Consider the following 20,455-nt stretch of genomic DNA (forward strand, 5'->3'; position numbering starts at 1 on the left):
CGGGGCACACCCACGAGGCCCACGAGTTCATCAACGCTCGGCAGCAAGCCTAAAGCGGCTAGCGTGGCCAATGCACAATTCGCTAGCCACGCCGGCTTGAGTCAAATCGGCTTTGTCATGACCCGCGATGAAAGCTTTCCTATTTCACGCCGCCATGTGCGAGTCCGCTCACCAGGTAGCGCTGCAGGAAGAGCGCGATCAGATAGACCGGTGCGATGCCGGCGAGTGAGGCCGCTGCCATCTGGCCGAAGTTCACCAGCCTGTCGCCCTGGAAGAGCGAGATGCCAACCGGGAGTGTTCGCGTCGCATCGGAAAAGGTGAAGGCCGAGGCGAAGAGGAACTCGTTGTAGGAAAGCACCGTGACGATGAGGAGGGTCGCCACGATGCCGGGCGCGATGATCGGTGCGACGATTTGCAATAGGGTGCGAAACGGTCCCGCGCCGTCCATCGCGGCCGCTTGCTCGATTTCGATAGGCATCCGGCGCAGGAAGGGCGTCAGCAGCCAGAAGGCGACCGGCACGTTGGCGAAGCCGTAAACGAGGATGAGGCCGGCGCGCGTGTTGAGGAGGCCGGTTGCCTTCAGCAGCAAGAAAAGGGGGATCAGCGCCACGATGGGCGGCGCCATGTAGCTCGAAAGCGTCACGTCCGCCAGCCACTTGCCGCCAATCTTGAGCCGCAACACCGCATAGGATGAGGGGAGCGCCAGCGCGATGGTGAGGAGCGCAGCAAGTACCGAGACAGTCACGGAGTTGAGAATGAAGCGCGCAATGTCGGCCGCTTCGAAGGCGCCTGGCCAGTTTGCGAGTATCGGCACTGTCGGCCAGAAATGGCCGCTCAGCACGTCGTCCCTGGTCTTGAAGGAAACGGTGACGAGGTAAAGGATGGGCAGCGCGAATAAGCCGATAATCGGCGCGGTCGCCAAGGCTAGCCAGACATGTCGAGCGCCGAGTCTCATGATTCTTGTCTTTCGAAATGCTGGTGTGGGCGGATAACCGGGAGCGTCGCCAGCCCTATGACGAGGCCGTAGACGATGGTCTCGGCCGCCGCACGGCCGACGTCGAACTGCTCGATTGCCCGCCGGTAGATGGAAAAGCCTGCCGATGTCGTCGCAAAAACTTGGTCCGCCGAAAGTCAGGCGGTGAGCGAGCCTCTCGCAACAAGAAATTTTTCGCTCGAGACTTCGCCAGCACCCTTTGACGTAAGCCCCTGCCAATGCTAGACGTGGGTAATCGATAACCCTAGGTGAAGCCGTGACCGTCTCCTTGAATGACATAGCCGAGCGCGCGGGCGTCTCCGTGAAGACGGTTTCGGGTGCGCTGCATGGCGGATCGGCCCGCATGTCGGAGCAGACCCGGCTACGCGTCAAGGAGATCGCCGAGGAACTCGGCTACGTCACCAACCTCGCCGCGCGCAGCATGCGGCAGGGCTGGATGCCGCTTATTGGCGTCGTTGCCGACGAGTTGATCACCTCGCCGTTCGCGACGGAAATCATCCGCGGGCTCGACGGCGCGGCGCGAGCCTCTGACATGGCGGTTTTCGCAATGACGCTGAACGGAAGCCGCGATGTAGGCGCGGTGATCGAAGAAGTGCGCCGCTTTCGGCCGCGGGCGATCGCCTATGCCGCCATGTACCACAAGACGGTCGCGCTGCCGGAGGCGTTTGTCGAGACAGTCGGCGTGATGATCAATTGCCGCGAAGCGAACAACCGGGTGACCTCACTGGTACCGGATGAGTTTGGCGCCGCCCGTGACATCACCAGTTACCTGGTCGAAGCCGGACGAAAGAACATCGCCTTCATCAACCTGCCCGGCCTGCTCGCCGGCGAATTGCGCGAGGCCGGTTTCCGACAGGCGATCACCGAGGCGGGCCTTGATGGCGCCGGCACCCGCGTGTTGCCGGCTGTTCGCAGAGCGATTTATAGCGACAGAGCGCACAGCCTCGTTCTTTCCCACATTACCGAACTGATGAGTGGACCGGACCGTCCGGATGCGATCCTGTGCGGCAACGACCGTGTGGCCATGGAGGCCTATGCGGCGCTACGCCGCGTTGGCGCGCAGATCCCCGACGACGTCGCCGTCGCCAGCTTCGACAACCAGGTCGATATTGCCTCGCGGCTCGATCCGCCCTTGACGACCATGGCCCTGCCGCACCGGGCGATGGGCCGACTGGCCGCCGACATCCTGCTTGGCGGCGATACGACACCGGGCGAGTTGCACAAGCTTCCGTTCCAATTGGTAGAGCGGTCATCCGTATAAATCAGTAGCCACGTAAAACCCGTTGAGGAGGAGAAACAGTGATGGGTAATCGATTACTTTCGTTCCTAATGGCATCGGTCGCGCTCGGAGGCCTGGCCGAAGCAAAAACCGTCATTCACGTGATGCACCAGGGAGACCCCGGCTGGGTCTCGACCTATGGCGAAGTCGCCAAGCGCTTCGAGGCCGCCAACCCGGATGTCGATATCGAACTCATCTATGCGCCACACGACGCCTATAACGAGAAGTTCAGCGCCGCGGTCATGTCAAAACAGTTGCCGGACGTCATGGAACTCGACGCACCCTTCCTCGCCAACTACGTCTGGTCGGGCTACCTGCAGCCGATCAAGCCGCTGATCGACCAGGACATCCTCGACGACATGACGGAGTCCAATGTCGCCCAGGGCACCTATCCGGTTGACAAGGAGCTCTACGCCGTCGGCCTCACCGACTCCTCCGTCGTTCTCTACGGCAACCGGAAATATCTGGAAGCGATTGGCGCCCGCATCCCGAAGGGCGTTGACGACGCCTGGACGCGCGAGGAGTTCGAAGGCTACCTCGAAAAGCTCTCGAAGCTCGAGGGCGTCAAGTGGCCGATCGACACGTTCCGTGGCTACGGCATCAAGACCGAGTGGATTACCTATGCCTACGGTCCCATCCTGCAGTCGGCCGGCTGCGACCTCATCGACCGCAAGACCTGGAAATCCGTGGGAACGCTCGACAGCGATCCTTGTGTCGATGCGCTGACGATGATGCAGAAATGGGTGAAGAACGGCTGGGTTGTGCCGCAATCCTCCGGCACCAACCAGTTCTTCGCCGAAGGCCATCCCGCGGCGCTCGCGCTCGGCGGTCACTGGTTCTATGCCGAGGCCGCGGCTTCGATGAAGGACGATATCGTCGTCATGCCGCTGCCGAAGTTTGGGCCGAAGGGCGCAAGCCCCAACGGCACCTGGATCTGGGGCATCACCACCGCCTCGGAACATCCGGAGATTGCTGGCAAGTTCGTCAGCTTCATGCTCAAGGACAAGGCACTCCGCAACTATGCGAAGGAGGATTCCGCCTATCCCGGTTTGAAGAGCTTCGCCGCCGATTCGCCGCTTTACGCTAACGGCGGTCCGATGGCCGTCGCCTTCGAGCAGGCATCGAAGACCGCGATCGCACGGCCGCCGCATCCGGCCTATCCGATCATCACCTCGGCCTTCATGGGGGCAGTCGACGAGATCTTCAATGGCGGCGACGTCAAAGCCGCTCTGACCGCCGCGGCCGAGAAGATCGACGAGGACATCGAAGAAAACGACGGCTACCCGCCCTTCGACGAACAGCAATAGCGCCCGCATGCGGCCGCGTGGCACCAATGCCGCGCGGCCGCGGCAGCCGATAGGCAGGCTACTATTTTCAGATGAGGAGGAGATCATGACCCTGCAGCAACCGGCGCTGCCAGCGACGGCTGTCGCGACGCGCCCCGCCCGGCGAAGAGACAGGGCCCGCCTGTTCCAGGAGATCGGCATGCTTGCGCCAGCCGTGGCCCTGCTGACGATCTTCCTCGTCGTGCCGTTCCTCCTGTCCTTCTGGACGGCGATGACCAACCAGCCACTGGTGCCGCGACCGACGCCGGTCCGCTTTATTGGGCTCACCAATTTCCTGCGCATCTTCAAGGACGATCTGTTCTGGACCTCGCTCTGGAACGTCTCGCGCTTCACCTTCTGGATCCTGCCCGTGCAATGTGGTCTTGCCTTCGCCACCGCACTGCTGCTCCACCAGAAGCTGCCGCTCCGCAATTTCTTCCGTGGCCTGTTCTTCCTGCCGGCAATCACCTCGATGGTCGTCGTCTGCGTCATTTGGGGAACGCTGCTCCAATATCCGACGGGGCCATTTAACCAGGTGATCGGCTTTCTTTCCGGCGGCCGCATCCAGCCGATCGACTGGCTCGGCGACCCCAACTGGGCGATGTTCTCGATCGTCCTTCTGTCCGCCTGGCAGGCCTATGGCTTTCAGATGATCGTCTATCTCGCAGGCCTGCAGGGCATTCCCGATGAGCTCTATGACGCGGCCAGGATTGATGGCGCCAATGCGTTCCAGCGCTTTTGGCACGTCACCATGCCGGGTCTCAGGCCGACGCATGTCTTCGTGCTGGTGATCACCACGATCCAGGCCTTCAAGCTCTATACCCAGGTTGCGATCCTGACCCAGGGCGGGCCGAGGAGCAGCACCGAGACCGTCGTGCACTACATGGTGCGCGCGGGCTTCGAAGAGCAGAAGCTCGGCTACGCCTCGGCCGTCTCGGTCATTCTCTTCCTCATCGTCCTCGTCATCGCGCTCCTTCAGCGCCAGCTCCTGAGGCGTTTCGATGTCTGATCTCGCTATCCCCACATTACAGACCGAGGCACGGCGCGAGCGCTCCGCGATCGGTTCGCTGCGCCTCGTCCAGACCGCCTGCATCCTCGTCATCGCGCTGGTCATCGTTTCGCCGCTGTTCATGCTGCTGATCGCCAGCCTGAAGGACGACCGCTTCCAAATTCTGGCCGATATGGGCAGTTTCCGCGCCTTCTGGGTCTCCAATCCGAGGCTCTCGAACTTCGCCGAGGTGAGCAATCTCTCCGGCGAGCTCGCCTTTGGCCGCTACCTGCTGAACTCGCTGTTCATTCTTGGCTGCACGGTCGGCGCCGGTCTGATCGTCAACTCGATGGCCGGGTTTGTGCTCGCCTGGGGTACGTTGCGCGGCCGCGCCCTGGTCCTGTCCTTGGTCATCGCCCTCTACGTGATTCCCCAGGAGAGCATCATCATGCCGCTCGTGATCATGGTGTCGCGCGCCGGGATGACCGACACTTTCGCGGTGCAGATCGTGCCCTGGGTCGCAAGCCCGCTGTATATCTTCCTGTTCTACCAGTTCTTCGCCCAGCTTCCGAAGGAGCTCTTCGAAGCGGCCGAGATGGATGGCGCGTCGGTGTTCCGCATCTACCGTTCGATCTTCCTGCCGTTGAGCCTGCCGGCGCTCGCCACCGTCTCGATTCTGATGGGGATCGAGAGTTGGAACCAGTATCTCTGGCCGATCCTGGTGACGCAGACCGACTATGCCCGGCCGATCGCCGTCGCCATCGCCACCTTCTTCGGTCAGGACAGCATCTATTGGGACCGCGCCATGGCAGCCTCCGTCCTGATGATGATCCCGATCCTCGCCCTCTATCTCGCCTTCCAACGCTGGTTCGTAAGTTCCTTTGTTGGCTCCGCCGTGAAAGGTTGATCAATGACAAGCCATGCAATCCTCTCCTCGCCCCTCGGCGGCAGCCTGAAGACATTCAGCGCCACGTTGCCGGCCGGAACGACGCTTCATGCGTGGCTGAAGCCGGTCGATGCAGTTACGCCTGCCGAACTGAAAGCGAGCCGGGACGGACAGGAAATCGGCCGCCTCACGGCGGAAAACGCAGAGGAGTTCGAGTTCCGGGCGCTGGTGATCGGAACGGCCGGCGAAACGTCTTTTAGTTATGACGCCGCGATCACGAGCCTCTCCGTCGTCTATGCCTTTTCGGAGGCGGACGTTCTGGAAACGGGCATCACTGTTCTTTACAGCGGCGAGGGGAATTCCACACCCGCCGTGCCTGGCAGCTATCATTTCCGTCCACCATTCGGCTGGATGAACGACCCGAACGGTTTCGGCCGTTTCGGCGAAAAGGTTCATCTCTTCTATCAGCACTACCCCCATAGCCTGCGCTGGAACACGATGCATTGGGGCCATGCGGTCTCCGACGACTATCTCCACTGGAAGCACCTGCCAATCTTCCTGTTACCGTCGGCGGAACTCTCCGCTCGCGCCGACGGCCGCGGCGGCGCCTTCTCCGGCTCGGCAATTCGGCTTGCTGGAGAGGAGGCCGCGATCCGTGTCTTCTTCACCGAACAGGTCAAAGACCGCAAGCCGGAAGAGCAGATCCAGTTGACCGCCGTCAGCCGTGACCAGATCAGCGCCGGCCCGGCGGAGATCATCCTGCCGGAACGGCCGGCCGGCCTCGACCTGACGATCGATTTTCGTGACCCCTATGTGATCAAAGGCCCGGACGGCCGCTGGAAGATGCTCGTCGGCAGCCGCGATCACGCGGGAGGAGTGATCCTGCTCTACGATACGGCCGATCCAGGCGCCGCCACGGGCTGGAACTTCGTCAGCATCCTTCACCGCGAAAACCGCTTCGGCATGACCGCCGCCGAATGCCCCTGCATCGTGCCGCTCGGTGGTCCCGCCGACGACCCGCAAACCCGTTGGGCGCTGATCTTCGCACTGCTCACCAGCCGCGATCCGGCAACGGCGCGACGCAATATCACCCTTGCAACGGTCGGCCGCTTCGACGGCCGTACCTTCGTCAAGGAATTCGAGCAGGAACTCGACTTCGCAACCGACGCCTATGCCTTCCAGGCCTTCGTCGATCATTCCGGCCCCGTGGGCATTGCGTGGCTGGCGAACTGGACGGAGATTTCGAAGAAGATCGATTTCCCGACAGCCATGACGCTTCCGCGTCGAGTCGTGCGCGAGCACGGTGTGTTGCTGACGCCGCCGATCGATGCGGTCGACAGCTTACGCCAGGAGTTGCTCGACGAGCGCCGGCTGCTCGCCGGAGACAAGGTCGAGCTCACCAACGGAGCCGTCGAGATCGTCATCGATCTCACCGCGCCCGGCGCCAGCTTCGATCTCGAATTCGACCATCCCGACGTCGAGCTCGGCGTCCGGCTCGATGCAGAGGGCCTGAGCATCCTCTACGACGTTCCGGACGGCAAATTGCTGCCCCGCTACATCGCGGCCGGGGCGAGGCCCTCGACGCTGCGCATATTTCTCGACGTCGGCTCGATCGAGGTCTTTGCCGACAACGGCCGATGGACCGGGACCAAGCGCTTGCCCGGATTTGCGAGCGTGCGTTCCGCCCGCCTCACGGCACCCAGAGACAATGTCGCCGCGGCCAGCATCTGGCAGCTCAAGCTCTAACAGGCAATCAACGGGAGGTATTCATGGCATCCGTCTCGATCGATCAGGTTCGCAAGCAATACGGCGCCGTTCCGGTGATTCATGACGTCTCCATGGACATCGAAGATGGCGAGTTCGTCACCCTCGTCGGCCCCTCCGGCTGCGGCAAGTCGACCCTGTTGCGCATGCTGGCCGGGCTCGAGGATATCAGCGGCGGCGAAATCCGCATCGGTGGTCGCGTCGTCAACGACGTCGCGCCGAAAGAGCGCGACATCGCCATGGTCTTCCAGAGCTATGCCCTCTATCCGCACATGACCGTCGCGGAAAACATGGGCTTCGCGCTGAAGCTGAAGGGCCAGGACAGAGCGACGATTGAAAAGAGCGTGCGCGAAGCGGCCGACATCCTCGCGCTCGGGCCTCTGCTCGATCGGCTGCCGAAACAGCTTTCCGGCGGCCAGCGTCAGCGAGTGGCAATGGGACGGGCGATCGTCCGTCAGCCGCAGGTCTACCTATTTGACGAGCCGCTCTCGAACCTCGACGCCAAGCTGCGCGTCACGATGCGCGCCGAAATCAAGGACCTGCATCAGCGGCTGAAGACGACCACCGTCTACGTCACCCACGACCAGATCGAGGCGATGACGATGGCCGACCGGATCGTCGTCATGCGCGGCGGCAACGTCGAGCAGATCGGCAAACCGCTCGAGCTCTACGACCGGCCGGCGAACACCTTCGTCGCAACCTTCATCGGCTCGCCGGCGATGAATCTGTTCGACGGGGCGATCAACAATGGGCAGTTCGTCACCCAAGGCGGGGTGGCGCTTCCAATGCCTGAGGGCTATCAAGGCGCGACGGCGGCGGTCTACGGCGTCCGTCCGGAACATCTCTCCATTGTCGATGAGGGGGCGCCGGCTAGGGTGATCGTGGTCGAGCCGACCGGATCGGAAACGCATGTGCTCGCAAAGCTCGGATCTTCGGACGTGACGATCGTGCTGCGCGACCGGGTCGACTTACAGCCTGGCCAGCCCATCAAGATCGCTCCCGACATGAGAAGGATTCACCTCTTTACATCGCAAGGCATTCGCACAATGTAACGGGTTCTCCGGGAACATTACCGGCGGGGATTGCACGGTGAAGCCAAGGCGGCGTCGGCGCCGGTCAGGAAGTTTCATTGGCGCCCTGATGCGGATGCTGCGATTTCCGTGACGCCATGGCTCCTGCCGCCAGACCGAGTGCCAGTGCGGCGTAGGTCAGTCCGATCGATCTCTTCGAGAGAACGGTCTCCCAACCGGGTGTCAGCCGCTTCGGAACCAGGTGGTAGTCGACTACGTAGGCAATAGCGGCGGTCAGCGCCGCCTTGCGCAGTATGACGGTCGGCTCCCTGGAGCGGTCGGCCGCCAGCCATGCTTCGAAGGGCAGAGCCCAGAAGATCGCCGACAGATGATGAGTGCAGTAACCGAGCAACGTGTGCTTCGCGTCCGCAACCCTGACGTGGCCGGCATCCTCGCCATGAAGCCAATGGCTCGTGGCATTGGTTGGCTGGAAAATGCTCCGTCCCTCCACTCCGGCCAGCAGCGCCAATGCCACCGTTGTCGTCAGGCTCGCGATCGTTCCGCTGGTGACGGCCAACGTGAACGGGCTGCTCCGGCTTTGCGGCGACCAATGTTCAAGGCCTGCCGCGCTGATACGCTGGTTGGAGGAGGAGGTGCTATCTAAAACAAGATCGTGCCCAATCGCCGACATTCGCTTGCCTCACGGTTTGTACACCCCAATCGCTGCAACGTCGCGATGTTCCGCGCGCTTCAGCAGCTTCGGCTCATTCGAGAAAGAATGCATGCAAACCGCGAAACCAATAAACGGACGCAAATGTCCGGCAAATGCGCGGCTCGTGTCAATGGCCGCGTCCGGCTCGGGATCCGGCCGTTCTGATTACTTGCTAGCGCGGTCCGCAACGGGTCGGAACTGGACCCAGATGTCTCCGACGGATGGTAAGCTGCAGTTCGCGCACCGGGGCTCGGCGCGCCGAAGGATTACAGGCTGGGATGGAGCCAGCGCCTCCCGGAACTGGTCCCGTCCGATTCATTTAAATTGGGACAATCGAGACATAGAGGAATTGAATTGGCTTGATTATCCGGCGAAATCGGTCTTCATTGTCCCGAATTCGAGGGCAAATGGGGTGGTCCATGCTGCGTGACTTCAGCGATACGGTGGCGTTCGTAAAGGTCGTGCAGGAGGGCAGCTTCACCGGTGCTGCGCGGGCGCTGCGAACGCCGAAGACGCGGATCAGCCGCAAGGTTCAGGAACTGGAGGCGCGGTTAGGGGCCCAGCTTCTCCACAGGACAACACGCAGCCTGAAGCTCACCGAGGCTGGCACGATCTACTTCCAGCGTTGCGAGGGCTTGGTCAAAGATATCGAAGATGCCGAAAGTGCTGTGGCCGAACTGCAGCAAAATCCCAAGGGCTGGCTCAGGATCACAGCTCCACACTGGTTGTCGACGCGCATTCTGGCGCCGGTGCTCAGCGAATTCAGAAGGTTCTACCCGGATGTCTATCCGCAGTTGCTTCTGGCCCATGAGGTGCTGGATGTCGTTGCCAAGGAGATTGATATCGCGCTGCGTCTGTCGGAGGGGCCGTTGCCCGATTCCTCGCTCAGTGCCCGCCGGCTTGGCGACCTGCCAATGGGCATATATGCGGCTCCCGCTTATCTTGAAAGGCACGGGAGCCCCTCGAACCCGGCAGAGCTCGTCAATCATGCTTGCCTGTTGACACAGTTCTATTTCGACAAGCCGGTCCACGCCTGGCCGCTGATGCGCGAGGGGCGCCGCAACGAGTTCCCGGTACGCCCCGTTGCGGTGGCCAGCGATCCCGAAGGGTTGCACGGCTTTCTGCTGGCGGGCGAAGGTCTGCAAATGACCAGTGATCTCCGTGTCAGGTCGGACGTCGCCGCAGGACGTCTCGTCCGCGTGCTCCCCGAATGGTCCGGGCCGGCCCCCACGCTTTACGCGATGAGAGCCGGCGGGCGTATCCAGCCGCCAAAGGTCAGGGCATTCCTCGACTTTCTGGTGCCGAGGATGAACCTCAATGAGATCCGCGAGAATGCGGCTGCTTCGCAATGATCGGCTCTGCGGCAGGGGCACGGTGAGGTGGAGCCGGCGCAACGGGCTCCGCTCCGTTGCGCCGCTATGGGTCGTTTTTAAGAGGCATAGTTGACGGGAACCCAGTCGTAATTCGTCGAATCGCGGCGAACATGGCCGATGCCCGGGAAGGCAATGTGAGCGCCGGCCACCAGGTATTTGCCGTCGGCCGCATGCGCGAAGGCCGCCTCCCTGGCACGAATGGCCTCGGACTGATCCGTATCGAACTGGATCGCCACGTCCGGCTCATCGAACTGAAGCACGTTTCCATGGGTAATGTCGCCCCAGAAAACGATCTTCGCGCCGGCGCTTTCCACAACGATCGAGCTGTGCCCCGGCGTGTGCCCGGCCCGCAGGATCGAGCCGATGCCCGGCAAGATTCTGGCATTATCGCCGAAGGTGCGAACCCTGCCGGCCTCGGCATAGGGCCCCAGACTCTCATGCGCCTCGACGAAATAGCTCAGCGGCACATTGGCCGGTCGGCTCTCCACAGGCGTTTCCATCCAGAAAGCATGTTCCCGTTTGTTGACGTGAATGGTCGCGTTGGCGAACACCGGCTTGCCTTTGATCGTCAGCCCGCCGGAATGGTCGGTGTGGATATGGGTCAGGATGATGTCGTCAATCTGGTCCGCTTTGTAGCCGGCCGCCTCGAGATTGGCGACGAGCTCGCCGAGCGCACCATCGAGATAGGCGCCCGTGCCGGCGTCGATCAGCACCAGCCTCTCCCCGGTGTTGACGAGGAAGGCGTTGACCGACGTATCTGTCGGCGTGCCCATGAAGGCCGCGGCCAGCGCTCTCCGCGCATCTTCGGCGTCGGTGTTTGTGTAAAGCTCCGGAAGAGGCAGCGGAATAGTGCCGTCCGAAAGCGCCGTCAGTTCGAAGCTCCCAAGCTTCATTCTGTAAAAGCCGGGAGCCTGGAAAGATTGAAGGGGTGCCTTCGCGAGGGCCGGGGTGAACCCGCCCGAAACGGTTCCCGCTGCGACGAGCGCCGCTGCGCTCTTAATGAGGCCTCTACGGGTGAGCATGGCAGTTCTCCGATGTTTGACGTTTCGTCCACCGTTTCCATGTTGATGGCCAACTGGTGTGAGCAGAAACCTAATCGGGCTCGAATGATCGCAGTAGGCGATGAAAATGGACCGCATTGTCTCGAAAATAGATACAATGCGCATGAGTTTATTGCATGAGGGGAGACGAGTTTGCAGGTCCCGAGTTGCGATTAGCACACCACGGCACCGACATTTGTTCCAACGACGAAGCTTGCCAAGAAAGGTGAACGTCCGCTTCGCACGCCCACGACGGACATACCGGCCATATCGGCGAATGACAGCAACGGGTCGATTTTTCGCGTTCACCACCGTCGGAGGTGGGTGACCTATCGCCGCCCTGATGAGCGGGCAGGAGCCGCGTCGCTCTGTGCCTCCGCCACGAGAGCCGAGCTTGCCAGGCAAACCGCACTAGGAGGGTGCGCGCTCATCCATGATGGTCATACGCATCAGCTCTACATCGCCGTTCATCGGCCGGTCGTCGGCATAGGCCGGAATGGCGGCGCGGATTCGTTGATAAAGCGCGTTGGTGCGTTGCGCCCTACCGGCGTCATGCGGCTGCAGGTCATAGGCCTGGGCCGCGGCCAAGAGCTCGATGGCGAGGATCGTCTTGAGATTGTCGAGGATCGCCAGCACCTTCGAGGCAGCCGGCGTCGCATGGGTGAGGATGTCCTCCTGCAGGGCAGAGGTGATGCCACCGTCGAGGCTTGCGGGTGCAGCGAGACGACGATTTTCGGCGGCAAGCGAGGCGGCCGTGTATTGGGCGATCATGAAACCTGAAGAGACCCCGCCGTCGCGCGCAAGAAACGGTGGGAGACCGCTCACCAGCGGATTTACCAGCCGATCGATGCGGCGTTCGGAAATCGCCGCGACCTCCGCAACCGCAACGGCCAGCGCGTCCATCGCGAGGCCGAGCGCGGCACCGACGGCGTGGGCCTGCGAATGAACCTCGGGCGCTTCGGGCGATCCCGAGACCGCAGGGTTATCGGTGAGGCTTGCGAGTTCGCGATTCACAACGTCGCCCGCATGCGCGAGCACGTCGCGCGCGGCCCCATGAATATGCGGCACGGCCCGCAGGCTCAACGGATCCTGCGTGCGATTTCCTGCGGTAGCGGCCAGCATTGGGCTGTCCTGGAGGTAATCGCGTAACTTGGCCCCGACATTCTGTAAGCCCGTCGAAACTCGAAACGACAGCGTACCGGCGGCAAAGGCATTTGCCTGGCTGCCGAGGTTCTCATAGCTCATGGCTGCGGCCGCATTCGCCCAGTCAAAGAGCCTTTCGGCACGCGAAAGCGCGACCGCGGCAAGACCGGTGGCGCAGGGCGTGCCGTTGACGAGACTCAAGCCCTCCTTTGCCTCGAGCCGTAAGGGCGAAATCCCGAGCAGTGAGAGCGCCTCGCCGCCGCTAATCTCGCCCTTGCCGTCGACGACACCACTGTGGCCGATGAGCACCAGACCGATTGCGGCGGCATGGGTGAGATAGCCTACGGAACCGCGCGACGGTATGCGAGGAATCAGGTCGGCATTGAGCAGCGCCAGCAGCGCCTCGACGGTCTCGATCCGCACACCGGAATAGCCGTGTGCGAAATTGGCGATCTGCGCCGCCATCACGGCGCGCGCTTCGCTCCGCCCCAGCGGTTCGCCGACGCCGCAGGCGTGGCTCAGGACGATGTTGTGCGACAGGGCCTGCTGGTTCTCGCGGCTGATGACGACATCGCAAAGCGCTCCGACGCCAGTATTGATGCCGTAGCCGCGGATGCCGCGTTCCACCAGTGCATCGACGATGCGGCGGGCATCAACGATCCGCTGACGCGCCCGCTCGGACAGCGTCAGGCGTGCGCCATCGGCAATCGCGGCAATCTCGGGCCATGTCAGCGGCGCATCGATGGTGATCGTTTCAGCCATGGTACTCGGGTCTTCCGTGCCGGCGCTGGACGAAGCGCGCGACATAGTCGTTTGCCGGGTTGTCGAGAATGTCTCCAGGCGAGCCGACCTGCACGACCTGACCGTCCTTCAGGATTGCAATCTCGGACCCGATGCGCAGGGCCTCGTCGAGATCGTGGGTGATGAAGACAATGGTCTTAGACAGATTCTGCTGCAATTGCAGCAATTGATCCTGCATGTCGCCGCGGATCAGCGGGTCGAGTGCGCTGAAGGCCTCGTCCATCAGGATCACGTCGGTATCCGCGGCAAGCGCCCGTGCCAGCCCGACGCGTTGCTTCATGCCACCCGACAGTTGATGCGGGAATTTCGCGTCATAGCCCGAAAGGCCAACCGTCTCTATCCATTTCATTCCGATCACGCGGGCGTCGCATTTGGACGTACCGCGCACGCGTTGGCCGTAGACGACATTCTGAAGCACAGTCCGGTGTGGCATCAGGGCAAAGCTCTGGAAGACCATGCTGACGCGCCGCATGCGAAAGGCGCGTAGCGCCTTCGGGTCGAGGTCAAGGATGTTGCTGCCGTCGAAGAGGACCTCGCCGCGCGTGGGTTCGATAAGCCGGTTGATATGGCGCACCAGCGTCGACTTGCCGGATCCCGAGAGCCCCATGATGACGAAGATCCTGCCCGCGCCGATCTTGAGACTGACGTCGTTGAGGCCGACGCTGGACCCGGTTCGGGCGAGGATCTCAGCCTTGTCCAGACCGTCCTTGGCCATGGCGAGCGCCTTCTTCGCATCATGCCCGAAGATCTTGTAGACATTGCGGATCTCGATGTCAGCCATTGCGGGCGTCCTCCGTCCGGGGCTTGCCGAAGCCCTGCGTGATGCGGTCGAGCACGATTGCGAGAATGACGATGCCGATGCCGGCCTCCAGGCCCTTGCCGACGTCGAGCGTCTGGATACCATTCAGAACCTGCTCGCCGAGGCCACGTGCGCCGATCATCGAGGCGACGACGACCATCGAAAGCGCCATCATGATAGTCTGGTTGAGGCCGGCCATGATGGTTGGGGTAGCGAGCGGCAGCTCCACTCCAAACAGGATCTGCGCCGGGCTGCCGCCGAAAGCGGTTGCCGCCTCGACAACCTCGCCGTCGACCTGGCGGATGCCGAGATCAGTGAGACGGATGAGCGGCGGAACCGCATAAATGATGGTGGCAAGGATCGCCGGCACCTTGCCGAGGCCGAAGAGCATCAGCGCCGGGATCAGGTAGACAAAGCTCGGCATCGTTTGCATCACATCGAGAACCGGCAGGGTGACGTTGCGTACGACCCGACTCTTGGCGACGAGAATGCCGATCGGCACGCCGATCACCACCGAGACGATGGTCGCCATCAGCATCAAGGCCAGCGTCTGCATCGTCAGGTCCCACAGGCCGAGCACGCCGACCGCGAGAAACAGCGCGCCCACGGCGATCGTCAGCGACCATCGCTTCGAGCTCTGCCAGGCAAGCGCCATGAACGCGAGAATCACGAGCCACCAGGGCAGGCCGCGCAGAATCCATTCAATGAACAGCACGGCCTTCAGCATGACGCCGCTGATCGCCTTGAACACCCAGCCGTAGTTGGTGACGAGCGCTTGAATGAACTCGTTCACCGGCCCGCGGATCGAAAAATTGAGAGAGTCCGGAAACATCGGAACCGTTCCTTGCTCATGGAAGCTGCCGGCGGTCATCGCCGCCCTGTTCGCGGCACGTCGGCAGCTCCTAGCGCCGCCGCTTGCTTCCGGCAACAAGGGCGGAAGGAAACGGCAAGCGCGGGCGATGAAGGGTGTCGTTACTTGAGGCTCGCTTCGATCTTGCCGCGTGCCTCGTCGGAAACCCACTTGCCCCAGACATCGGCCTTCGTCTTCAGGAACTCGGCTGCCGCGGCGGCCGCATCGACCTTGTTGTCGACCATGTAGGCAAGACTGCCGTTGACGTCCTCAAGCGGGAAGGTCGCCTTTTCGAGGATCTCGATGATTTCCGGAGCCTCCGAGGCGAAGGTGCTGTTCACACCATAGGCGACATCGACCGAGGGGAAGGCGCAAGCCTGATCGCGCTTGCCGTTGGCGCTGCTCAGTTCTTTCCAGCAGGCTTCGTTATAGGCGGGCTCTTCAAGCTGGATCAGCTTGAATTTGCCCATAATCGCGGTCGGCGACCAGTAGTAGAAGAGGATCGGCTCGCCCTGGAGATAGGCGGAGGTGATCGCCGAATCGAGCGCCGTGCCGGTGCCCGGACGGAAATTCACATAGGCTTCGCCAAGCTTGTAGGCTTCGAGCTTGGCGGTGCTGATGCCTTCGCAAGTCCAGCCGGATGGGCAGTTCAGGAACCGGCCCTTGGACGGTTCCTCGGGATCGGCAAAGATTTCGACGATCTTCGGATCGGAAAGCTGGGATACGCTTTTGAGGTCCGGGGCCTTGGCCTCGATGTTGCGCGCCGGATCGCCATGGATGATATACTCCGGTACGAACCAGCCTTCGCTGGCACCCACAAAGGTCTTGCCCACGGCCATCACCTTCTTTTCCTCGACCGCCTTGTTCCAGACGTCCGAGCGGCCGAGCCATTCCTCGGCAAAAATCTGGACGTCGTTGTTGGCGGTCGCCTGCTCCAGCGTCACGGAATTACCGGGAATGGAATCGACCTGACAATCATAGCCCTTGGAGAGGATGGTCTTCATGACCTCGGTGACGAAGGCGCCGCTTTCCCAGTCGATACCGGCGAAGGTCACGGTCTTGCCGTCGCCGCAATAGGAGGCGCTGGCGCTACCGGCGGATGCCGCCAGCATCAGACCGGCGGCGGCGAAGGTGAGTTTCATTGTGCTGATCGACATGCGCATTCCCCTTTTTTGATGTTGGCTTCGATTGCAGTTTTGATGAGTATGCGTGCTAAGGCGCGGTTGTTTCCTCTGTCCGGCCGTGATGTTCCTCGTGCATGCGGACGCCACTCATGTCGTGATGGACACCCCCCCAAAAATAAGCCGTACGCACCTGTATGATCTTGTATATGGAACTATAGATATTTTATGCTGGTGCGCAAGAACGAAATAAACGAAAAGAATCGTCGTCGTATGCACAGCATTCGATCGATCCAGTGGATGGGGGCTTAGCCTGATGGCGGCAGTGGAGCGTAAGAACGGGAGGGCGACGTTTGAAGACGGGCCGGTGCCGCGCTATGAGGCGGTCAAGCACTTTATCCGTAGCCGCATCGACAGTGGTGAATGGCCGGCGCACCATCGCATCCCATCAGAGAATGAGATTGTCACCGATTTCGGCGTCAGCCGTATGACCGCGAACCGCGCGCTGCGGGAACTCGCCAATGAAGGGATGATCACGCGGGTGCAGGGGGTCGGCTCGTTCGTTGCTCCGCAAAAGGGCAGCACGGCGTTGCTCGAGGTCCGCAACATCGCCGACGAGATCCGCGAGCGCGGACACGCGCACACGTCTCGCACTGAGCTGATGAAGCAGGAGGAGGCTACGTCGGAGATCGGTTATTCCCTGGGGCTCGCCACCGGCGCGCGCGTCTTCCATTCGATCATGGTTCACTTCGAAAACGGGCTTCCAATCCAGATCGAGGACCGTTTCGTAAATCCGGCCATCTGCCCCCGCTACATGGAACAGGACTTCACCGCAATGACGCCGAACGCCTATCTAACGGCGATCGCTCCCATTACCCGGACGGAACAGATCGTCGAGGCAGTCTCGCCGCAGCTTTGGGAACGCAAGCTGCTCGGCATCAGCCGAAATGAGCCGTGCCTCATGATCAGGCGCCGCACATGGTCCGATACGGCGAACGTGACGACGGCACGTCTCCTCTACCCTGGAACGCGATATCGCCTTGAGGGCATCTCATAACGAAATGGCTACTGCGTCGTTGCGACAGAGTTGCGTGACGTCACTTACCAACATGGACACGAAGGGGTCCGTCCGGCCACGTCTGGCGGAGCTGGCGATATTGCAGGTCTCGCTGACCGTCAGTAATGGGGCAAATACCGGATATTCCGATTTCATTGGTAGATGACCGCATTGGGTCGATTTTTCCGGTTCCGATTAGTCGCGGAATGGGGTCTGCCGAACTTTCCTATTGCTTAGAGTGCGAAATAGGGGCAGTCGCTCAGTCAGATCTGGTGCGCGCCATAGCCGGAGGTGGGTGCGCTCAAGCTCCATCTGAGATGAGGTCGGGAGCGGCACTGTCCGAGCGGTGGGCTGGGTCGTTGCCTGCGTCCCACGGCTACATTTGGCGGCGGTTAAGCAGCGGGGCTAGTGGCAGCTTGAGAACCGCGGCGCCAAGCAGCATCTAGACCGGAATGTTGAAGCCCCCGGTGCTGTCGCGCGCCACGCCAAGGAAGAATGGACCCAAGGCGCCGGCGAAGTAACCAATGCCGAGAACAAAGGCTATCCAGGAGTTCGCTTCGTTTGCATCCCGTGCGTGGTCGAGCGGCAGCACCATGCCGAGGGTGAAGGAGCCTCCGACGCCAAGGGCGATCAGCGGAACGAAAAGATACGGCATCGTCTGCGGCATGAGAGCAATCGCCGAGATGCCGAACAGAGAGGTAGATGCGAACAGGGCTATCAGGCGCCGTCGATCGTTGTTCCGACTGATGAAACCGGCAAGCGGATTTGCTTCCCAAGGCGCAGCCCGCGATCGCGGCCCTGCGTGAGCGCGGGCTCGATGCCACCCTGTTGACCGGCGACCTCGCGCAAGCGGCTGAGCGGATCGCGGCCCTGGTTGGCATCAAGAACGTCCAAGCGGGCCTTTCGCCGGAGGCCAAACGGCTTGCCCTGAATCGGCTCCGCGATGATCACGGTTCGGTGGCGATGGTCGGCGATGGACTGAATGACGGGCCGGTTCTCGCCGCCGCAGATGTCGGTATCGCCGTCGGCTCCGCCACCGATCTCGCCCGCGAGACTGCGGCGCTCGTGCTGCCTGCGGATGGATTGTGGATGCTGCCCTGGATCGTCGACGTGGCCCGCGCGGTTCGCAGGACCATCTTGACCAACCTCATGTGGGCGTTCGGCTAGAACCTCGTCGCGCTGACGTTCGCAGCATTTGGACTTCTGCAGCCGATCCTTGCGGCGGCGGTCATGGCTGGCTCGAGCATCCTCGTGGTGGTGAATTCGCTGCGGCTGGAGCGGCTGCCCGATCCTGTTCCAGCGCTGATCCCGAAGCAACGATCCGGCACCAAGGTGGAGCGTACCCACAACGGCACCGGCATTTCCGCAATGGCCGGCCCGGCCGCCGAACGGAGTTGAGTTTCAGCCAAACACGTCGTGCGTGTAGGCGTGATACGAGCCTTCGGCCGCGCTCAGCCTGCCGCCGGTCCTCGATGACTGAATACCGAAACTGGTACAGGGACAATGAAGCCTTTCCCTTTGGGCTAAGCTCGACACCGTACGAAGGCGCTCCCTCCGAGACAACAGCTACGCCGAGCGGTCCGAGCGCTTTGCTCGCTGCATAGTCGCTGACTCCGAATTGACGTGGTCAAACATGAGTTCTCCCGAAGTATGTGGGCCTGCCTACGATTCTCACGGATAGCCGCCAACCCACAGCGTCTTCTGATCATTCTTCCTTGTCAGGAAGTGTTTGGCTTTCCATCCTGCGCGGAGGCTCGAACGGCAGAACATCCGGCACCACGCGCACGCCGGTGGTAAACTTGAACGAATAGCCAAGGTCGTTCGGATAGGTCATCTCGAGGAAAAAGGCGATCCAGCCTTGGGCTGGCCTTGCCACCTTGCCTGTATAGACGCCGTCCCCTTCGTCGTTCAGCACTGAGCTGCGAAAGGCTGGCCCAATCGTCTCGAGACGGAAGTCGCGCGCTGTCGGGTTCGCCGCCTGCCACAATCGCACGACCGTCGGCTCCGTCTGCGTCCTGAGACGGATCGATCCGTCCTCTTCGAAGCTCCACTCAAAACGCGGCCGTTCCAAGCCGGCGATGATCGATTGGTAGAAGGCGAGGGCGCTCTCGGCCGCGTCCGAACCGCGCAGCGAGTGGTCGGTGTTCGGCACATAGCGCAGATAGGTCTCGCCCTTCAGGCCATCGATGTAGAACTGCGAAGAGTCCGGCAGAAAATACTGATCCCCCGTCGAATTGACGATCATCTTTGGCATCGTCAGCCGATCACGATAGGCGTAAGGATCCTCGATAGCGAGGAGCTCGCGCGATTGCGCCGTGCCGAACCATTGCATGAGCCCGGCTTCCTGATAGGGGCCGAGCGCAGAGGCCCAGCGTCCATAGGCGCGATAGTGATGCTCGAAGGAGGGCTCGATGTTCAGCATGTCGATGACCATCGGGACGATCGCCACCACTCGCTTATCGACCGCGGCCGTCGTCCAGGCGGTCCAGCCCCGCTTCGATCTACCTCCGACCACGAACCGATCGACGACCGTGGCGCCGCCCTGCGTGCTCGCGCAAAATGCGGTCACCGCGTCCATCGCCCGAACCGCGCTCTTCGTCATCGGCAGGCGGAGCGGCCATGTCTCATCGCCGGTTCTGAGGTACTTCCCCCAGCTATAGGCGATGATCGCGTCCTCCGAGCGCGGCCTTTCCTCGCCTGCGAACGTGAGCGGCTGGTTCGGCACCATGCGCACCTCGCTCACCACCGAGCGCGTCATGACCGCAAGCGACGTGAGGAGAGGATTGACGCGCGCCGGCGGACGGCTCGAGGTTGAGCCTCCGCTTATGACGAGAACGCCGATGCGGGTCTCGACACGCTCAGGCCTGACGATGGTCAGCCAATGCCTCCAGAGCGGCTTATCAACCTCCCGCGCCGCGCGCCATTGTTGCGAGGTCATGTCGAGGACGTGCGCCGTGTAGCCGTCGCCCGGTATGGTCGTCACGAGCTCATACCGGTAGGCCGGGTCGGCCGCGGCGACATAGCGGTCAAGCGCTGTCTCGCCGTAAGCCACTGCGGATGGCGTCGGCACAAGGGCCAACAGGGACGCGAAGATAGCGGCAAGCGTTGCCTTCGGCATGAGCAGGACTCCCGTACTGCAGAGCTGTATTCTACACCGCTTTTAGGCCTTGGAGGGCTGCAGGGTGGTGCAAAGCATCGCCATCTTCGAAGGGGCAACCGGGCAAGCCCCCCCGGGGCACGTCTAACAAGCCCGTGAGACAGAGAGGCGCGCGTCGGGTGCCTTGTTGCAAAATCGGCTGCCGAGGGCTCTTCT

General features: G+C 62.0%; 19 protein-coding genes and 1 pseudogene. 10 read left to right on the forward strand and 10 right to left on the reverse strand.

From position 1 onward, the window contains the following. Positions 1-139 precede the first annotated feature (139 nt). Positions 140-955: a carbohydrate ABC transporter permease gene (locus tag AYK65_RS17450; protein WP_081159136.1), complete on the reverse strand. Its 816-nt coding sequence runs from the start codon at positions 953-955 to the stop codon at positions 140-142. Between the two features lie 295 nt (positions 956-1,250). On the opposite strand from AYK65_RS17450, the gene AYK65_RS17455 reads away from it, so the two are divergent. The 6 genes from AYK65_RS17455 (at position 1,251) to AYK65_RS17480 (ending at position 8,288) form a co-directional block, all read left to right on the forward strand. Then, positions 1,251-2,255, forward strand: a complete 1,005-nt coding sequence (locus AYK65_RS17455; RefSeq protein ID WP_026618194.1) for a LacI family DNA-binding transcriptional regulator — start codon at positions 1,251-1,253, stop codon at positions 2,253-2,255. 41 nt (positions 2,256-2,296) lie between these two features. Continuing rightward, complete coding sequence (locus AYK65_RS17460) at positions 2,297-3,580, forward strand: ABC transporter substrate-binding protein (protein WP_026618195.1); 1,284 nt, start codon at positions 2,297-2,299, stop codon at positions 3,578-3,580. 85 nt (positions 3,581-3,665) lie between these two features. Next, positions 3,666-4,607 carry a carbohydrate ABC transporter permease gene (locus tag AYK65_RS17465; RefSeq protein ID WP_046117133.1) on the forward strand — a complete coding sequence of 314 codons (942 nt, stop codon included), beginning with the start codon at positions 3,666-3,668 and terminating at the stop codon, positions 4,605-4,607. Further along, complete coding sequence (locus tag AYK65_RS17470) at positions 4,600-5,493, forward strand: carbohydrate ABC transporter permease (RefSeq protein WP_081159137.1); 894 nt, start codon at positions 4,600-4,602, stop codon at positions 5,491-5,493. Before AYK65_RS17465 ends, AYK65_RS17470 begins: the two co-directional genes overlap by 8 nt. A gap of 3 nt (positions 5,494-5,496) precedes the next feature. Continuing rightward, positions 5,497-7,218 carry a beta-fructofuranosidase gene (locus AYK65_RS17475; RefSeq protein WP_081159139.1) on the forward strand — a complete coding sequence of 574 codons (1,722 nt, stop codon included), beginning with the start codon at positions 5,497-5,499 and terminating at the stop codon, positions 7,216-7,218. A 23-nt stretch (positions 7,219-7,241) separates the two neighbouring features. Then, entirely contained in the window at positions 7,242-8,288 is a 1,047-nt protein-coding gene (locus AYK65_RS17480) for an ABC transporter ATP-binding protein (protein ID WP_026618199.1), read from the forward strand. Between the two features lie 64 nt (positions 8,289-8,352). Here the strand turns inward: AYK65_RS17480 and AYK65_RS17485 are convergent, their stop codons facing one another. Further along, positions 8,353-8,937 (reverse strand): hypothetical protein, encoded by a 585-nt coding sequence (locus AYK65_RS17485; RefSeq protein ID WP_244559993.1) that lies wholly within the window; start codon positions 8,935-8,937, stop codon positions 8,353-8,355. Between the two features lie 440 nt (positions 8,938-9,377). On the opposite strand from AYK65_RS17485, the gene AYK65_RS17490 reads away from it, so the two are divergent. Next, positions 9,378-10,310: a LysR family transcriptional regulator gene (locus AYK65_RS17490; protein WP_081159141.1), complete on the forward strand. Its 933-nt coding sequence runs from the start codon at positions 9,378-9,380 to the stop codon at positions 10,308-10,310. Between the two features lie 77 nt (positions 10,311-10,387). On the opposite strand, the gene AYK65_RS17495 is transcribed toward AYK65_RS17490, so the two are convergent. The 5 genes from AYK65_RS17495 to AYK65_RS17515 all read right to left on the reverse strand — a co-directional run bounded on the left by AYK65_RS17495 (position 10,388) and on the right by AYK65_RS17515 (position 16,121). After that, the gene (locus AYK65_RS17495) at positions 10,388-11,353 is read right to left on the reverse strand and encodes an MBL fold metallo-hydrolase (RefSeq protein WP_081159144.1); all 966 of its coding nucleotides are present in this window, start codon (positions 11,351-11,353) and stop codon (positions 10,388-10,390) included. A 429-nt stretch (positions 11,354-11,782) separates the two neighbouring features. Beyond that, positions 11,783-13,276, reverse strand: a complete 1,494-nt coding sequence (locus AYK65_RS17500; RefSeq protein WP_081159145.1) for an HAL/PAL/TAL family ammonia-lyase — start codon at positions 13,274-13,276, stop codon at positions 11,783-11,785. Further along, positions 13,269-14,096: a betaine/proline/choline family ABC transporter ATP-binding protein gene (locus tag AYK65_RS17505; RefSeq protein ID WP_081159147.1), complete on the reverse strand. Its 828-nt coding sequence runs from the start codon at positions 14,094-14,096 to the stop codon at positions 13,269-13,271. Before AYK65_RS17505 ends, AYK65_RS17500 begins: the two co-directional genes overlap by 8 nt. After that, positions 14,089-14,946, reverse strand: coding sequence for an ABC transporter permease (locus AYK65_RS17510; RefSeq protein ID WP_081159245.1), 858 nt, complete (start codon positions 14,944-14,946; stop codon positions 14,089-14,091). Before AYK65_RS17510 ends, AYK65_RS17505 begins: the two co-directional genes overlap by 8 nt. A 140-nt stretch (positions 14,947-15,086) precedes the next feature. After that, complete coding sequence (locus AYK65_RS17515; protein ID WP_081159246.1) at positions 15,087-16,121, reverse strand: ABC transporter substrate-binding protein; 1,035 nt, start codon at positions 16,119-16,121, stop codon at positions 15,087-15,089. A gap of 280 nt (positions 16,122-16,401) precedes the next feature. On the opposite strand from AYK65_RS17515, the gene hutC reads away from it, so the two are divergent. After that, positions 16,402-17,142 (forward strand): histidine utilization repressor, encoded by a 741-nt coding sequence (gene hutC, locus AYK65_RS17520; protein ID WP_081159148.1) that lies wholly within the window; start codon positions 16,402-16,404, stop codon positions 17,140-17,142. 442 nt (positions 17,143-17,584) lie between these two features. Here hutC and AYK65_RS17525 read toward each other — a convergent pair whose 3' ends face one another. Continuing rightward, positions 17,585-17,809, reverse strand: coding sequence for a hypothetical protein (locus tag AYK65_RS17525; protein WP_081159150.1), 225 nt, complete (start codon positions 17,807-17,809; stop codon positions 17,585-17,587). A gap of 98 nt (positions 17,810-17,907) precedes the next feature. On the opposite strand from AYK65_RS17525, the gene AYK65_RS33000 reads away from it, so the two are divergent. Both AYK65_RS33000 and AYK65_RS33005 read left to right on the forward strand, forming a co-directional pair. After that, entirely contained in the window at positions 17,908-18,309 is a 402-nt protein-coding gene (locus AYK65_RS33000) for an HAD-IC family P-type ATPase (RefSeq protein WP_244559994.1), read from the forward strand. A 63-nt stretch (positions 18,310-18,372) separates the two neighbouring features. Then, positions 18,373-18,540, forward strand: coding sequence for a hypothetical protein (locus AYK65_RS33005; protein ID WP_244560004.1), 168 nt, complete (start codon positions 18,373-18,375; stop codon positions 18,538-18,540). Between the two features lie 91 nt (positions 18,541-18,631). Here AYK65_RS33005 and AYK65_RS33010 read toward each other — a convergent pair. Both AYK65_RS33010 and AYK65_RS17540 read right to left on the reverse strand, forming a co-directional pair. Then, positions 18,632-18,777 (reverse strand): annotated as a pseudogene (locus AYK65_RS33010) (VOC family protein); the annotation flags it as partial. Positions 18,778-18,847: 70 nt separating this feature from the next. Then, complete coding sequence (locus tag AYK65_RS17540; RefSeq protein WP_081159151.1) at positions 18,848-20,260, reverse strand: PhoPQ-activated pathogenicity-related family protein; 1,413 nt, start codon at positions 20,258-20,260, stop codon at positions 18,848-18,850. Between the last annotated feature and the right edge of the window lie 195 nt (positions 20,261-20,455).

The sequence above is a fragment of the Ensifer aridi genome, from assembly GCF_002078505.1.
Taxonomy (GTDB): Bacteria; Pseudomonadota; Alphaproteobacteria; order Rhizobiales; family Rhizobiaceae; genus Sinorhizobium; species Sinorhizobium aridi.